This window comes from Microcella alkaliphila (assembly GCF_002355395.1).
Taxonomy (GTDB): Bacteria; Actinomycetota; Actinomycetes; order Actinomycetales; family Microbacteriaceae; genus Microcella; species Microcella alkaliphila_A.
In genome coordinates this window covers 1,204,050-1,219,701 of record NZ_AP017315.1, presented here as the reverse complement: position 1 = coordinate 1,219,701, position 15,652 = coordinate 1,204,050, and the positions used below count along the sequence as shown (strand labels likewise).

General features: G+C 63.7%; 14 protein-coding genes. 4 read left to right on the top strand and 10 right to left on the bottom strand.

The features are described 5' to 3' along the window. Positions 1 to 29: 29 nt before the first annotated feature. A complete protein-coding gene (locus CPY97_RS05965; protein WP_161494086.1) occupies positions 30 to 584 on the top strand; it encodes a LysR substrate-binding domain-containing protein in 555 nt (184 codons plus the stop codon). A 23-nt stretch (positions 585 to 607) separates the two neighbouring features. Here the strand turns inward: CPY97_RS05965 and CPY97_RS05960 are convergent, their stop codons facing one another. The 5 genes from CPY97_RS05960 to CPY97_RS05940 all read right to left on the bottom strand — a co-directional run bounded on the left by CPY97_RS05960 (position 608) and on the right by CPY97_RS05940 (position 4,858). Continuing rightward, positions 608 to 2,059 carry a threonine/serine ThrE exporter family protein gene (locus tag CPY97_RS05960; protein WP_231924059.1) on the bottom strand — a complete coding sequence of 484 codons (1,452 nt, stop codon included), beginning with the start codon at positions 2,057 to 2,059 and terminating at the stop codon, positions 608 to 610. Positions 2,060 to 2,111: 52 nt separating this feature from the next. Then, the gene (locus tag CPY97_RS05955; protein ID WP_161494085.1) at positions 2,112 to 2,525 is read right to left on the bottom strand and encodes a GNAT family N-acetyltransferase; all 414 of its coding nucleotides are present in this window, start codon (positions 2,523 to 2,525) and stop codon (positions 2,112 to 2,114) included. A gap of 98 nt (positions 2,526 to 2,623) precedes the next feature. After that, positions 2,624 to 2,899: a DUF1778 domain-containing protein gene (locus tag CPY97_RS05950; protein WP_096421205.1), complete on the bottom strand. Its 276-nt coding sequence runs from the start codon at positions 2,897 to 2,899 to the stop codon at positions 2,624 to 2,626. Positions 2,900 to 2,965: 66 nt separating this feature from the next. Continuing rightward, a complete protein-coding gene (locus CPY97_RS05945) occupies positions 2,966 to 3,343 on the bottom strand; it encodes a hypothetical protein (protein WP_096423418.1) in 378 nt (125 codons plus the stop codon). A gap of 60 nt (positions 3,344 to 3,403) precedes the next feature. Continuing rightward, complete coding sequence (locus tag CPY97_RS05940) at positions 3,404 to 4,858, bottom strand: protein adenylyltransferase SelO (RefSeq protein ID WP_096421204.1); 1,455 nt, start codon at positions 4,856 to 4,858, stop codon at positions 3,404 to 3,406. A 341-nt stretch (positions 4,859 to 5,199) separates the two neighbouring features. Here CPY97_RS05940 and CPY97_RS13255 point away from each other — a divergent pair, with 341 nt between their 5' ends. Beyond that, complete coding sequence (locus CPY97_RS13255) at positions 5,200 to 5,952, top strand: hypothetical protein (protein ID WP_150129209.1); 753 nt, start codon at positions 5,200 to 5,202, stop codon at positions 5,950 to 5,952. A gap of 11 nt (positions 5,953 to 5,963) precedes the next feature. Then, positions 5,964 to 6,566 (top strand): metallophosphoesterase, encoded by a 603-nt coding sequence (locus CPY97_RS13875; protein ID WP_096421203.1) that lies wholly within the window; start codon positions 5,964 to 5,966, stop codon positions 6,564 to 6,566. Here CPY97_RS13875 and CPY97_RS05930 read toward each other — a convergent pair. Both CPY97_RS05930 and CPY97_RS05925 read right to left on the bottom strand, forming a co-directional pair. Continuing rightward, positions 6,549 to 8,174 carry a DUF4062 domain-containing protein gene (locus tag CPY97_RS05930; RefSeq protein WP_150129208.1) on the bottom strand — a complete coding sequence of 542 codons (1,626 nt, stop codon included), beginning with the start codon at positions 8,172 to 8,174 and terminating at the stop codon, positions 6,549 to 6,551. The genes CPY97_RS13875 and CPY97_RS05930 overlap by 18 nt on opposite strands. Positions 8,175 to 8,249: 75 nt before the next feature. Then, entirely contained in the window at positions 8,250 to 11,312 is a 3,063-nt protein-coding gene (locus CPY97_RS05925) for a type I restriction endonuclease subunit R (protein WP_096421201.1), read from the bottom strand. A gap of 180 nt (positions 11,313 to 11,492) precedes the next feature. Here CPY97_RS05925 and CPY97_RS05920 point away from each other — a divergent pair, with 180 nt between their 5' ends. Then, the gene (locus tag CPY97_RS05920; protein ID WP_096421200.1) at positions 11,493 to 12,668 is read left to right on the top strand and encodes a Fic family protein; all 1,176 of its coding nucleotides are present in this window, start codon (positions 11,493 to 11,495) and stop codon (positions 12,666 to 12,668) included. Positions 12,669 to 12,718: 50 nt separating this feature from the next. On the opposite strand, the gene CPY97_RS05915 is transcribed toward CPY97_RS05920, so the two are convergent. The 3 genes from CPY97_RS05915 to CPY97_RS05905 are packed head-to-tail and all read right to left on the bottom strand — an operon-like array spanning position 12,719 to position 15,561. Further along, positions 12,719 to 13,498 (bottom strand): hypothetical protein, encoded by a 780-nt coding sequence (locus tag CPY97_RS05915; RefSeq protein ID WP_096421199.1) that lies wholly within the window; start codon positions 13,496 to 13,498, stop codon positions 12,719 to 12,721. A 57-nt stretch (positions 13,499 to 13,555) separates the two neighbouring features. After that, positions 13,556 to 14,404 (bottom strand): GIY-YIG nuclease family protein, encoded by an 849-nt coding sequence (locus tag CPY97_RS05910; RefSeq protein WP_096421198.1) that lies wholly within the window; start codon positions 14,402 to 14,404, stop codon positions 13,556 to 13,558. Then, the gene (locus CPY97_RS05905; RefSeq protein ID WP_150129207.1) at positions 14,404 to 15,561 is read right to left on the bottom strand and encodes a restriction endonuclease subunit S; all 1,158 of its coding nucleotides are present in this window, start codon (positions 15,559 to 15,561) and stop codon (positions 14,404 to 14,406) included. The genes CPY97_RS05910 and CPY97_RS05905 overlap by 1 nt, the downstream gene beginning before the upstream one ends. Between the last annotated feature and the right edge of the window lie 91 nt (positions 15,562 to 15,652).

Sequence of the window (15,652 nt, the reverse complement as noted above, 5' to 3'; positions counted from 1 at the left end):
GCACCCAGTCGCGCCGGTACCCTTGCCCCATGCCCGAACCGCTTGAGGTCGCCTTCGTCACGGGCGTCACCCCCACGAAGTGGGAGCGCGTCTGGCGCGAGCGCCGCCCCGGCGGCCGCATCCACCTGACCCCCATGACGCAGGATGCTGCGCTCGCGTCCCTCGCGGACGGCACCGCCCACATGAGCCTGCTTCGCGACGTCGCGGCCGACGACGAACTGCACGCGATCCCGCTCTACCGCGAGCAGCCGGTGCTGGTCTCGCCGAAGGGCTCGCTGCCCGCCGGGCTCGACGACCTGAGCGTCGCCGACCTGGCCGACCTCGACGGGTTGGCCGTGCTCGACGTCGACCTCGCCGGGGGTACGGGCGCCGAGGCGGTCGAGCTGGTCGCCGCGAACGTCGGCGTGGCCGTCATGCCGCAGTCGGTCGCGCGGCAGCATTCGCGCAAAGACGTGGTCGCGAAACCGATCCGGGATGCGGCAGACACCGGAATCTCCCTCGTGTGGCCGGTGACCGGCGCGCATCCCCTCGCCGACGTGTTCATCGGCATCGTGCGCGGGCGCACGGCGAACAGCTCGCGGTAGCTCGGGACAGCGTCAGAGTTGCGCTACCGCACCCCGCGCGCCCGTCGCGCGGCGATCATGGCCTGGCGATCGAGGCCGAAGATGCGACGGGCCAGGAAGACGCCGATGGCGGTGCCCGCCGCGAGACCGATACCGGTGGCGAGTGCGTCCACGGCGGCGGGCAGCGCCTCCAACACCCCGGTCGACGAATCCACCAGCACGTACAGCGCGCGGTACACGGCGAGGCCCGGGATGAGCCCGATGATGGCCGCCGTCGTCGTCGCGCCCTCCGGAACCTTCAGCCAGCGGTAGGTGAGATGGCCGATGACGCCGGCAGCGACCGCGGCAATGCCCGGCGCGAGCCCCGGCTGGTCAACATACGGCGAGACCAGCAGAAAGACGGCCATGACGGCGGCGGTCGCGGCAGCCATGAGCGGCACCAGGCGAAGGCGCACGTACGACGTCAGCGCGAAACCGCATCCGATCAGGGCCGCCCCAGCCACCCCGGAAACCAGGCCGATTCCGTCACCGAGCGGGGTCGAAATGTCGACCGGGATGCCCACCCGCAGGGCGATGCCCAGCACGGCGGAAATGCCGACCGCGAGGCCCAGAGTGAGCATGAACACTTCCATGCCGCGCGCCGTCGCGGTCACGTAGTACCCGTCGATGGCGTCGCGGGCGGCCGACGTGAGCCCGAGACCCGACAGCAGCATGACGATTCCGGCGATGACAATCACCGTCGGGGCATCCGACCCCGGCACCTCGATACCCACCGACCGCAACCAGAACAGCGAGACCGCGATGCTCGTCGTCGCCACGGCGGCGGTCATCTGCGCGAAGAAGCCCGGCACCGACCACTTGCCCAACTGGCGCGTGATCAGGTCAGAGATCACGGCCGACACCGCGGCGACGAACACCAGCACCAGGCCCACGTCGAACAGCACCACCACGCCGCCGGTCAGAATGGCCTTCCCGAGGGTCACCACCCACCGCCGATAGGGGTGCGGGCTCGTCAGAATCGCGGTGAGCCGCTGCCTTGCCTGCTCGACGCCGAGCTGGCCGCCGCCCTCGATGATCTCCTCGATGAGCAGGTACACGTTCTGCAACCGCGTGTAGTCGGTGGTGCGCACCTGCACGATGCGCATGACCGACATCGGGTCTTCGTTCATGCCGCGATGCACCGAGACCGTGATCGAGGTGAACGTGATGTCGACGTGCATGCCGTCGACCCCGTACGCGGCGCTCAGCCGCAGCACCATGGCGACCACGTCGGCGGCCGACGCGCCCGTAGCGAGCATCGACTCGCCCACGCGCAGGCACAGGTCGGTGACGAGGCGCACGTGCCGCTGCGACTGCTGCCCGTCGCTGCCGGCCACCGAGAGCACCTGGGTGGGGGCTGCCGTGCCCCGCAGCACTCCGTCGGCGATTGTCAGTATCGACCGGCTCTTGCGTCGCGACTGTTTGGTGTTCTCGCTGCCCTCGTTACGTTCTGCCACCAACCCAGGCTAGGGGCCAGGCTGCCAGCGCGCAGGCAGCGAGAAGCTCGCCTCAGCTGCCCGCCTCGAGCGAACGTATGGTCGCCAGGGCGTCGGCCATCGGGATCATCAGCGTCTTCGTGTCGCCGCCCAGACGAGCGAAGCCGAACTGCTCGTAGAATCCGACCACCGACTCATCGCGCGCGTGCGCGACAATCGCGGCACTCCCAATGTCGAGTGACACACGGATAGCTCGCTCCACAGCGTCACGGAGCAACGAGACCCCCAAACCCTCGCCGCGGTGCTCGACATGCACCGCGAGGCGACCGATAAGCGTTGCGGGAATCGGGTCGGGCATCCCAGCACCCGCGTCGCCAACCTCTGCCTTGACGACCGAGAACGACGAGAGGGAGTAGAACCCGGCGATGCGACCCTCATCGTCGAGTGTGATGAACGTGCGCGACGCCCCCGACTCTTGGTTGTGCAATGCGAGGGTACGAGACCATGAATTGAGCGAGTCGACCCCGCAGTCGAACTTTCCTACCTTGTCGCCACGAGCCAGCGCCCGGGGCTGGGAAAACTGGCTCACTCGGTCGAGAAGCGCGACTCACGCGTGAGCAGGTCAGCGAGACCCGCGTTGACGGTGCCCGGCTTATCGATGGCGTCCACAAACTTCGCCCACGCATCTTCCGAGAGCCTGACCTGCCGCTCTTCGGTGAGCACGCGCCGCGCGGCCTCAAGCGCGGCCTGCTTGACGAACGCGGAGGTCGTCAGCCCAAGCGCGTCTGACGCCGCCTCAAGCTCAGTTTTCTGCTGGGCGGGAAGGCGAAACTCAACCCGATCCGTGGCGGAAGGACTCATGCACTGCAATGTACGGCATATTGCCGGGATTGTGCACAGAGTGTGGATAACTCGGCGCGCTCGGTGTCAGCCGAGCGCCACCACCAGGCTGAGCACCGTCAGCACCACGCACACCGGCGCCATCGTGTACCGCTCGGGCCTTGACCGCGAGATGCCGTTCATGACGATGCCGAGCGCCGAGTAGGCGACGACCACCCAGATGCCCACGTCGACGACGACGCCCGGCAGCAGTTCGATGAAGTCCGCCCGCTGCAGCACGACGACGGCGAACAGCGCGTACAGCACGATCGAGACGACGCTGCCGACGCGCTTACCCGCCGGCAGCACCCGGTCTTGCCCGCCCCACGCGAAGTGGCCGAGCGGGGCGCCCGCGATCAGCGCCAGCTGAAACACCGCGAGCGCGACCATGACCGCCGTGAAGGCGACGGCAGCGATGGCGCTCATGAAGGGGTTTCGCACGCCGCAGTGGTCATGGCTCTGACCCTAGCGCCGCGGGCACGCGCCTTACGTGCCGCAGAACGTCGTGTACGGCCCCGAACCGTCCGGGGCGCCGGCGGCGTAGCGCTCGAGGCCGGGTCGTTCGTCGAACGGGCGCCTGATCACCGCGACGAGCGCGTCGAACGGCGCCATATCCCCCGCCGCCGCCGCGGTCAGCGCCTCCTCGACGAGGTGGTTGCGCGGAATGTAGACCGGGTTCACGCGGTCCATCACCCCCGCGTCGGGAGACAGCTCGAGCCAGCGGCCCGCCCACTCCCCCATCGCCTCCACCTCGAGCACGGCGGGCCGGTCGCCACCACGAGCGACACCCGCCAGCGCGCGGAAGAACGACGTGAAATCAACGCGGTTCTCGTGCAGCAGGTTCAGCAGCTCGGTGGCAAGCGGCGCGACGGCCTCGTCGGTGACGGTGGCGGCGAGACCGAGCTTCGTGCGCATCCCCGCAACCCACGCCTCGCTGTAGTGCGCGCGGTAGTCGCCGAGCGCCTCCGTCGCCCGCTCGACGGCGCGGTCGGCGTCGTCGTCGATGAGGGACAGCAGGGTTTCGGCGAAGCGCGCGAGGTTCCACTCGGTGATGACCGGCTGGTTGCCGTAGGCGTAGCGGCCGCCCCCGTCGATCGAGCTGAACACGGCGGCATGGTCGAACGCGTCGACGAAGGCGCACGGCCCGTAGTCGATCGTCTCGCCCGAAATGGTCACGTTGTCGGTGTTCATGACGCCGTGCACGAAGCCGACGAGCATCCACTTCGCGACGAGGCTCGCCTGCGCCTTCACCACCGATTCGAACAACGCCAGATACGGATGCTCGGCTGACGCCGCGTGCGCATAGTGCCGGTCGATCGCATGGTCGGCGAGGCGGCGCAGCAGCTCGACATCCCCGGTGGCGGCGGCGAACTGGAAGCTGCCGACCCGCAGGTGGCTGCTCGCCGTGCGGGTGAGGATCGCGCCCGGAAACTCGACCTCGCGCTGCACCGCGCGGCCGGTGGTAACGACCGCGAGCGAACGGGTCGACGGGATACCGAGGGCGTGCATGCCCTCACTGATGACGAACTCGCGCAGCATGGCCGCGAGCACGGCGCGGCCGTCGCCGGCCCGGGCGAAGGGGGTGGGGCCGGAACCCTTCAGGTGCAGGTCGTGGGTCGCACCGTCGGGGTCGCGCAGTTCGCCGAGCAGCAGGGCCCGCCCGTCGCCGAGACGGGGGCTGAACCCGCCGAACTGGTGGCCCGAATAGGCCTGGGCTACCGGGGTCGCGCCGTCGGGCACGGCGGCACCGGTGAGGAAGGCGACACCCTCGGCGGAGCGGAGGAAGCCCGCGTCGAGGCCGAGCTCGGCGGCGAGTGGCTCGTTGAGCGCCAGGAGTTCGGGCGCCGGCGCCGGCTCGGCCTGCCACGGCACGGCGAGCTCGGGCAGCTCGCGGGCGAAGCGGCCCTCGAGCGCGATGGTGGCGGCAGTCGACGCGGTCATGGGTCGACGCTACGCCGGTCGGCTGTGCGGCACACGGGGCGTTAGGGCCGCCCCAGGTAGCTCGACGCCAACTGCGCCAGGTGCGCTCACCTCAGTGCCGCGGGGGCATGTGCGCATTTGATGAACGAAGGGTTGCGCGCTTTCGCGTACATCGTTGACCAATGGCAGATCATGCCTGGGGTCGACTCGCATGCCGCATCGTGACAGATTTATGCTGGAGAACACTCGCTATCGCTAAACTCCGTGGACCGTTTTGCAACACGTTTATGACAGACTGAGAGAATTCCGCATTGGCCCATTTTGACGCACGGCTAGTTCCGACAAAGCCCCTGAAACACTTCGTGCCCGACGAGTCAGATCGAGAAAATGTAGCCAAAGCGATTCCCTCTGATGCACTGGGGTGGCTGATTTACGGCAGTGCTGCACGTCGAGATACGAGCATCCATTCCGATGTAGACATCATCGCCATCGTTCCAACCAATCGAAAATCGCGAAGTTTTGGCAGGATCAACGCAACGTACTATACAATGGAGAAGCTTTCATCCTCATCTGGGACGATCTTCGGTCAACACCTAAGATCCGATGCTGTTGTGATGGCAGACACACAGAACGTGATCGAAACAACATTGGGCTCATTCCGCGCGGCCGACCCAGAATTGGTTATGCACAAGTTGCGGCGAGCGGCAGTCGCACTCACTAGTTCAAACGTCTCTCACTCACGGTATCTACCCGGCGTCGTTCGTCTGTCCAGATATTTACTGCGCACCGCCATGTACGCTCACGCAATTCAACGAGGTGCGCCTTGCTTTTCCGTGAGACAACTTGCGAAACTTCATGGAGATCCAGGACTAATCCAGTTGCTTTCATCACACGAAACGGAACAGACTCCGATGGGGGCCAGAATGCTCGAAGATCTGCTCCAGAGACTGTTCTCAATAATCGGCGAAGTAGAAGTCAACCCTTTTGGGACTGTGGAGGGTTTTATTGTCGGGCGATGGAACTCCGACCCAGATTCGTCGAATACAGTACTCCTGACAATCGGCCGATCTTCACAAGATATTCCGTACAATGAAATTCCGCGGGTAGTGCTTTGAATACCTCCATAATGGCCTACATTGGTGATATCCACGGTTGCCGTCGCGAACTCGACGAAGTTCTTGAACATGCTTTATCGCGATCCAACAGACTGATCTTCCTAGGAGACTATGTCAATAGGGGCCCCGATAGCAGGGGGGTACTGGATCGATTGAGCACGCTAGCGGCGGACCCGAAAGTAGACACGGTTTTTCTTCGCGGCAACCACGACTCGTCTCTTCTTGATTTCTTAAATGGTGGTGATGTTATCGACTTTTTGATGATGGGCGGTGCTAGCACGATCTTGAACTACCTAGCTAATCCCCTTGGCGATATTGCGGAGAATTTTCGGAAAGCATTCCCGCCAGCACACAAAAGATTCCTTGAATCTTTGGTCGACTCCAATTCTGCGGAAAACGTGTTGGCTACTCACGACTTACTCAGGACGGACTCTTCGCGCTTTGTAGTGCACGGGCACGTGGTTCAATCAAGCCTCACCCCGTTGATCTCAGCCACAAGTGCCGCGATTGACACTGGGTGCGGGACGACAGAAGGAGGCAGGCTTTCGGTCTTCTATTGGCCCGAGCGGAACTGGTTCCAGTCCGGCGCCTGGGACTCAGATACCAATCCCTAGGGCTTCCGCTTCGCGTTGGAACGCGCGACGCAAGTTCAACCTGCCCTTTACCTCGGCAATTCGAACCGCCTCCTTAAGGGCAATCACTGATGCCGAATGTTCGCCGAGATGATGTCTTGCGATGCCTAGCAACCAAGTACCTTGGGCGAGTCCATCAACGTTTCCAGAGGCTGACGCGAGGTTTTGGCATCGATCGGCCATGGCTAGAGCTTTCGCAAAGTCTCCGGTCTTGATGAATAGTCGAGCCAGCCTTGCGGCGGCTACACCCTCTCCCTCGCGGTTTCCGACATCTCGATTCAGCTCGTCCGCCTCCAGGAGCGCCTTAGACGCGTCATCCAATCGATCGAGAGACATCAAAGCGTGACCGTATTCAGCAAGTAGGTCGGCTCTGGCTCGCGCTGACAAGTCCGGAGAGGATTGCCGAAGAAAACTTTCGAGCAGTCCGGCTGCCTCGAGGATTTTGCCAGAGCGATTCAGCGTCCGCGCTAAATTTGCGTGGCTTCTCGCCAGCCCTTCAGCCTCGCCGCGACGCTCACGGAGCGCAATCGAACGACGAATCCACTCAGCGGCTTCTTCGTATGAGCCAATTGACGTGAGAGTGACTGCAAGGTTGTCGGAAACATAAGCCCAGGTTTCCTCGAATTCCTCTGGGATAGGCTCAGGAAAAATCTTCAAAGCTTCTCTGAGGCGAGTCTCAGAGGCCAACGCTTTGCCCATCTTCCGCTCCACGACCGCAATCTCTGCCAACGCCTTTATTTCCCAAAGGAGTTCCGGAGAGTTTCCGTTCCCCGCGCCCACTCCTTCGAGGTGGAGCAACTCCGCCTTCTCCACAGCAGCTGACAAGCGGCCCTGCCTTCGCAGGAATTTCGCATACTCGAAAACCGCTTGTGCCCCTTCTGTCGATAGCGCACGCGCAAACAACACGTCGGCGCGCGTCGTCAATCCACGCTCGGCCGCCTCGATTGCCGACTGAAGTGCCGCCCCACCTTGTTCTGCGCCGACCTCCGTACTAATAGATGAATTCGCGAAGCTAACGAGCACAGGATCGTACTCTTTGGTCTCCTTGATCCCAGAATCTCTTGCCCATTCGTCAAGTTGCACCAGCACCCTTTGATAAAGCGCCAGGTGATCGTCAAATTGTCCGTGGAAGTGCTGCTTGGTGGCTTCCAGCGCAGCCCTAAATTCGATCACAGCCCTCAACTGTGAATCAAGCTCTAACGCTGCGAGACGTCCTGTTTCCACTGACTTGAAGAAGACACACACGTTTCTCATCGGCCTCTCAATAACCGATATGAGCTCAAGGCCGAGGTTAAACTCCTCTTCCGTTCCCGAGCTATAGCGGCCGTCCGTTGAGGGCGGAATTCCCCACCGGTCGTGAAATAGAACCAGCATGTAGTCACTATCGCGAATGAGGTCGTTGATTTTCCCTTGCGCATTCATTGCTCCGCGTCCGCTGTGCTGCCATTCGACGACAGAGAACTGGATTGCGCTACCGTACAGCCGAGACCGGTTGAACTGCTCGATCGCCTCCTTGATTACATTCCGCTCCTCATCTAGCCCACCTGGTGAAGCTACGAAGATTCTTCGTACTTCTACGTTAATTCCCAAAAGGCCCCTCCCGTTCAAGCTTCCGATCGCGTCTATACAGAGGCCGAGAGCACCGCCACACAGGGAAGTTGACGATCACGCCGCGGCACCATGGTGGTAAATGAGCTTCCCGATGATGGCGACAAATTGACCAAGCTTCTGCCTGTCGTCAAACAATTCGTCGGCCATCTTCCCGTTGTTCTCGCGGGCGGCGATGATCGCCGTAACGACCGCAGCCGTCAGGTCGGGACTCGCCAAGAACTGCTTCTCGGTGTTCGCCTTGCGCTGCTGGGTTATCTCCTCCTGCTCGCGCACTTTGCCCGCGACGTGAGTGGCCATGCCCACAAAGTCGGCGTCAGTGAAGTCCTCGCTGTCGAACAACTGGTTGAGCTGGGCGACCGCCTCCTCGAGCATGACCAGTTGCGGGTCTTTCAGCTTCTTCGCCTCTCCGCCACCCGGCGGGTCAATCTCGACATCGGCGTCGATCAACGCGATATCGCGATCCTCCCCCTTCTTCACGGAGTAGGTGACGAGTTCAACGCCGGTCAGATCGATGGGTACGCGCATGTTTTCTTCGCGGATCAATCGCGCAAGGCCGCGCGCGTAGATGTTCAACTTCTCGAGCTCGGTGTTCTCGAAGTTGATCACCTGCGACAAGAAGTCGTAGGCGTTCACGAACGACGTGAGGTCTGACCGAAAGAGATGCAGGCGCTCCGCTTCCTCCGCGTCGTGGCCAACCAGCGCATCCGTCAACCGCGTGACGAAGCGGCTGCGACCCGGTTCGATCGCCGCGAAGTAGGCGTTGTTGCCCTGCTCGAGCAGTTGCGCCCGCGCTGCGGCCTCGACCTCGTGCCACTCCCACATGCCAAACGCTTCGAGCTTGGCGCGCAGGTCGACGACCACATTCGGGTCCGACACCTCGCTGAGCCGTGCATCCCGGAAATAGGGGGCGAACGAGTCGCGGATGACGTCGGGGTCATTCACGAAGTCGAGAACGCAGGTGAATTCTTTGCCCGTCGCCATGCGGTTGAGGCGCGAGAAAGTCTGCACCGCGGTGACCCCCGACAGCTTCTTGTCGACGTACATCGCCACGAGCAGGGGCTGGTCGAATCCGGTCTGGAACTTGTTGGCGACGAGCATCACCTGGTAGTCGTCGGTGGCGAACGCCTGCGGCAGCGAGCGCCCCTTCAATCCGGGGTTCATCGAGGCCTCGGTGAACGGCTCGGGCGACAGCTCGTCATCGCGCACCTCACCACTGAACGCCACCAGCGCAGCAACGTCGCCGTAGCCGGCCTCCTGGATGTACCGGTCGAAGGCGAGCTTGTACCGCACAGCCTCGCGCCGCGACCCCGTGACGACCATTGCCTTTGCCTTGCCGTCGAGCCTCCACGCAACGTTCGAGACGAAGTGCTCGACGATGATGCGCACCTTCTGGCTGATGTTGAACTCGTGCAGGCGCACCCAGTTCATCAGCTGCTTCACGGCGGCCGACTTGTCGACCAGCGGCGCCTCATCGTCGACCTCGTGGCCGTCGTGTGCAAGCTTGAACGCCACCCGGTAGGGCGTGTAGTTCTTCAGCACGTCGAGGATGAAGCCCTCCTCGATCGCCTGCTGCATCGTGTACAGGTGAAAAGGCTTCGGCCGCCCGTCGGCGTCCGCGCGGCCGAACAGTTCGAGGGTCTTCGCCTTCGGCGTCGCCGTGTAGGCGAAGTACGAGATGTTGGTCGCGTTCGACCGCGACTGCATCTGCACGGCGAGCAGGCTCTCGAGATCGACCTCTCCCCCGTCGTCGAGGTCGGCGGCCTCCTCCGGTGAGAGCACCTGTTTCACCTTGTTCGCCGTCGTGCCGGTCTGCGATGAGTGCGCTTCGTCGGCGATGATCGCGAACGACATGTCGGGCAGCGAGCCGAGCTTTTCAGCGACGAAGCCGAACGTCTGAATGGTGACGACGATGATCGGTGCGCGCTTCGACAGCGCCTCCGCCAGCCGCTCCGACTTCGAACCGCTGCCCGACTCGATCGCCCACACGACGCCGGTCTTCGCGTCGATCTGGCGAATCGCATCCTGTAGCTGACTGTCAAGCACCGTGCGATCGGTGACGACGATGACCGAGTCGAACGCCTTCGACCCGTCGGCGCGGTGCAAGGTCGACAGCTGGTGGGCTGTCCACGCGATCGAGTTCGTCTTGCCCGAGCCGGCCGAGTGCTGAATCAGGTACTTGTGCCCGGGGCCCTCGTCGCGGGCGGTCTCGATGAGCTTCGTGACCGACTCCCACTGGTGGTAGCGCGGAAACAGCAGCGTCTCGCGCTTCACGACCGCACCCGTCACCGGGTCGACGGTCTTCGACACTTCGAGGTGCATGAAGCGACCGATGATGTTGAGCCACGCGTCGCGCTGCAGCACGCGCTCCCACAGGTACGCAGTCGACGAACCAGTCGCGCTCACGGGGTTGCCGGCTCGCCCGTCGTCGCCCTGGTTGAAGGGCAAGAAGCGCGTGGCCACGCCCTCGAGCTTCGTCGTCATCTGCACGTCGCGGTTCGACACGGCGAAGTGCACGAGCGCGCGCCGACCGAAGCTGAGCAGCGGCTCGCCCTTCGGGTGGCGGTCTTCGCGGTATTGCCGCATTGCGTCGTGCACGCTCTGCGTGAAGTCGGTCTTCAGTTCGATTGTGGCTACGGGCAGGCCGTTGACGAACAACACGAGGTCGATCGACTTCTGGTTCTTCGTCGAGTAGTGCACCTGCCGCATGACCCGCATACGCATGGCCGCATAGGCGGCGTTCGTGGTCGCATTGAGGTCGTCGGCCGGTTTGAACTGCGCCATCGCAAACTTGTGCGGCACGCTCTCGAATCCGCGGCGCAGCACGGCGAGTGTTCCGCCTTGAAGTCCGCCCGACGTCTCGAACGGCGCGTCGAGACTCTTCACCAGCCGGTCGAGCAACGCCTCGCGGTCGCGTTCGGCTGTCGCGGGCCTGATCGCCTTCGCGAGCGTGTCGGGCTGGGTCGCCTCTAACCACGCGAACACATCTGAGGGGATGATCGCCCTCTGCCGGTCGTACACCGCGTCGGCTTCGTGGTCGGTCGGGGAATACAGCCAGCCGTTCGCCGCGAGGTGGGCGCAAATCTCGTCCTCGAACGGCTTCTCGTTGTGGATGGCCACGCTGCTCCCTCACAGATGCCGCCGAGTGACGGTCACTCACAGATGCCTCGAGCGTATCCATGACCCGCGACACCGCCCGTAACCAGGCGGGCAATGGCGCAGAGCGAAACACAAATCACAAGGACCATGCGCCCTTATTAGTACTTATACTTCTAAACACTAATAAAGGAGGCGGCCGTTATGGGTTGGCCCGCAGTCGACTACGAGCAGCACCCGTGGCACGGCGACGTCGACCGCGCCACGTCACGGCGAAGCCAGCTACGCTCGCGCGGCCCCTACACCGCTGCGGTGCCGCCGAACATTGCCGACCTCACGCCCGAGATTCCCGCGGCACTCGCCGTAGAAGCGGCCGACACCCAGGCCGCGCTCACCGCCTTCGACGCCCGCGTCGGCGACATACCCGCACCCCTCGCGGCGATCCTGCTGCGCACCGAGTCGGCCTCCAGCTCCGAAATCGAGCGCCTCACCGCCGGCGCGAAAGCAATCGCTCAAGCAGAACTCGGCCGCAAAGCCGGCCCCAACGCCGAACTGATCGTCGCCAACGTGCGCGCCATGCAGTCTGCCCTCGACCTCGCCGACGACCTCACTGTCGACACGATCGTCGCCATGCAAGACGCCCTGCTGCGTCGACACCACCCCGACCTGGTCGGCCTGCGCACCGAACAGGTGTGGGTGGGCGGAGGCCTCTCGAACACCCCACACACAGCCGAGTTCGTGCCGCCACACCACGACCGCGTGCCGGCGCTCATGGACGACGTCATGACGTTCGCGCGCCGCACAGACCTGCTCGTGTTGCCGCACCTGGCGATCGCCCACGCCCAGTTCGAGACGATTCACCCCTTCGCCGACGGTAACGGCCGCACTGGGCGTGCGCTCGTGCAGGCGATGCTGCGCCACCACCGCGTCACCCGCAGCGTGACCGTGCCCGTCTCGGCTGGCCTGCTGACCCGCACCGGCGACTACTTCGACGCCCTGACTGCCTACCGCCGCGGTGACATCGCCCCGATCGTCGAACAGTTCATTGCCGCCACCTGGCGCAGCATCGACAACGCTGACCGGCTCGTCACCGGCCTGCTGCAGCTGCGCATGGAGTGGGAGACCCGAGTGGATGCACGCCGCGGCAGCAGCGCCCGCCGCCTCCTCGACGTGCTCGCGTCGCAGCCCGTGCTCGACGTGCCGCGGGCGGCCGAGCTGCTCGGAGTGTCCTACACGTCGGCAGCTGCGGCGATCGCGACGCTCGAACAGGCCGAGGTCGTGAGCCCGCTCAGCGGCGCCAACCGCAACCGGGCATGGCAAGCCTCAGAAGTTGTCAATCTGCTCGATGCGTTCGCCGCCCGAGCACGACGGCGCCTGTGATCCCGAATCCGGCAGTCGTGGTTCGACGTCAACGCGAGCCACAGGACGACTCATGACTCGTCGCGATCCACTAATCGGATGGTCGACGGATCAGCCTGTTCGTCCTCGATCGGCTCGTCGATTGTGACCGTCAGGCCGGGTGGCAGCTGCCGCGTATTCAGTTGCTCAACGGCGTGCTGCACGTTCTCAAAGAATGGTTCAACCACCTCAGACTCGGCGAGCACACGCTTCTGTTCGGCGATGAACGCCTCGGCCAGTTCGATCGCGAGATGTCGCTGACGGGCCTCCGCCGGCGAGATCGCCCGCTTCATTTCGGTGAACGTGGCCTCCAACTGCTGCGCCAACACCGACGGCGCGATGTCGCGCGCCGCGTTCGCCACGGCCGCGATCTCGGCCACACCGCCCTCCGCCGTCGACCCGTTCGCGGGTTGCCGTTTGCGGCGAGGCCGCCGCTCCCACGCGCGCTCGATCGCCGGTTGCGCTGTGACGCGCCACCAGAGGCGAACGCGAGGAACCACATGCTCGTTGACTGCGGCGACGGCAGCTTTGGTGACTTCGATCAGAATGATCGCCGCGACAGCCGCGACAAGTTCGGCCGCCTCACGCTCCTCCTTCGTCATCGGGCGCGAATACTCACCCTCGTTCGACGAGGAGTAGTCGTACTCCGGCTCATCAACTTCGACCAGCTCCGGAGGGCCGAGCAGGTCCCCTGACTCCGTATCAAACAGCAACGCACGGCGTCGTTCAGGATTCCCTTTGGACCACGCGAGACGCGTGCCCTCGGGAACCACCGGACGGAGGTTCGCCCCGTCGTCGCTGTCTACCGCCATCCTTGAACCCTAGTCACTGTCGAGACACGACGCCGGCGCTCTGGTAACCCAAGTCGACTACCGGTAAATCTCGTCGAGCGTGCGCCCGTCCATCGATTTCCAGTGTGTCCACCCGTTCGCGTTGCGCCCGATGATCACGTCAGAAGCGCCAGATGGTGTCTGGAACGCGTGGTCCTTCACAAAAACGTACAAGCCGCCTTCGGCGCGAAGCACACCGGCCGCGAGCAGGCGACCTTGGCGAGCGGCAATCTGGGGGTACTTTTCTGGGTTGCGCACGGGCACTGCCTGCGAGTCTGCGAACACTGTCATGCCAGCCGCGGAATACGCGCCGGCTGCCTCGGCCTCGGTTCCCGAAATCCGCAGGGTCTGGGCGTCTGCGGTCTCTTCCCGCGAGGCCGGCACCTCCATAAACGAGAAGCCCAGCGTCGACACCAGCACCCGGATCGTTTCCAGGTACTCCTCGCAGTCGGCCACCAGCGGCGCCCGGACGTGCGAGCTGTACCCGGCCGCCGCGTTGCCCAGTTGCCGGGCGCCCGCAGCCTTCGCGAGCGCGATCGCCTGGCGCTCCATGTACTGCACGTGCACCTTCGTCCAGCTGCTCGACGTCGACACGGCTGCCACCACGCGATCCCACGTGCGCTTCCGGTCGTGGTTGCCGAGCCGGTCGCCGAGGCTGTCACTCTCTCCGATGTAGACCTCCGGCTCGCCGTCGCCGTTCTCTTCCGACAGCAAGAAGTAGAGGCCCGGCTGCGTCGACTCGGGCGTCTCGGTGAACAGGTTCAGCTCGCTGCGCGGGACGTCGAACACGCGCACCGACCGTGTCGTAATCTCTGCCTGCCGGATGCCGTTCGGGTCACCGGTCGGCAAGAAGATCTGAATGGTCTGCGGCCGCTCGGTTGCATTCATCAGGATGCACCTCCCACGTCAATCTGCCCCGTCACGGCCGCGCTGATCAGAGCCTGGCGTCGCTCGCGCAATCGATCGATCAAGAGCTCAGCCTTTCTACCCGCTGCGAGAATCGCATCTAGTCGAGCGTCGATCTCGTTCGCGATCGAACGCTGCTCTTCGAGAGGCGGAAAAGGCGCGAGTTCATTGAAGTAGCTCGACTGATCAAGGTTCTGGATGCCTGAGGTCTGCTTGATGGATCGCTCGGTGACCCTGGACGCATACAGCGCTGCGTGGACGTACAGCCAGTAACGGGAGTCGCAGTCCGACTCAACCTGAAGACGTGCGACGAAATTGGAAGTCAAGGCTGGTTCAGCGTCCTCGTAGATCGCCACGAACCCGACTGGACTCTTCTCTCCCCCGCCTGATTTCTCGAGAAGAAGATCCCCGGGCAGGAGCAACCGGCCGTTTCGATCGGAGTACGAGACCTTTCGATAGGTCTGCTTGTCCTTGGTTACCGTCCTACGAACTCGATCGAAGTCGGCAACGCGGATGACCCAGACGTCCGACTCTCCACCATCGGGCTCATCTCCCCAGACTCCGTTCTTGGAGAACCGCACCGAGTACTTCAGTCGCCGAATTTGCCAGTGGGCAGGCACTTTGCCGAGCCAGTCAGCTTCCGAGTCCTTCAGTTCGACACCGGAGAAGCCGCGGGCGACTCCGTTAAGAATGACTGAGGTGCGACGTTCGGCGAGGGTGGAGATGAGCTGCTCCTGCTTGGCGATCAGCTCGTCGATCTGGGCCGTCTCGCGGTCGAGGAACTCCGCGATTCGCCGCTGCTCCGCGAGCGGAGGATATGGGAGGGGCAGAAGAGCGAACTGCCCGTAGCGAATCGACTGACCATCCCGCATTTGATCAGTGGTGGTTTGGAGGCCCTGGACGTAATGCGTCGACTTAAACAGAAACCGGAAGTAGTGCGGATCGACCTCCTTCCGAGGAGTCAAGACCGTGTACGCGGCGCTGACCTTGCCCTCGTACGCGGAGTATTCGAGCCCGCCCTGGAAGCTTCGAAGATGGCTGATGTAGTCACCCGGTTCAACGTGGCGCATGTTGTCGGCGCCGCTCAGGTTGAGCACGACCTTGTTGCCCGTCAGTGCCATGTACTCGGCCTGGGGCATGACGCCATGTTGCTGCGAGGGAGTGAGATGTACGTCGTCAGGTCGACTCGCGGTCGAACGCTGCTTGAATACTGCCTTCGCCGGAAGGATC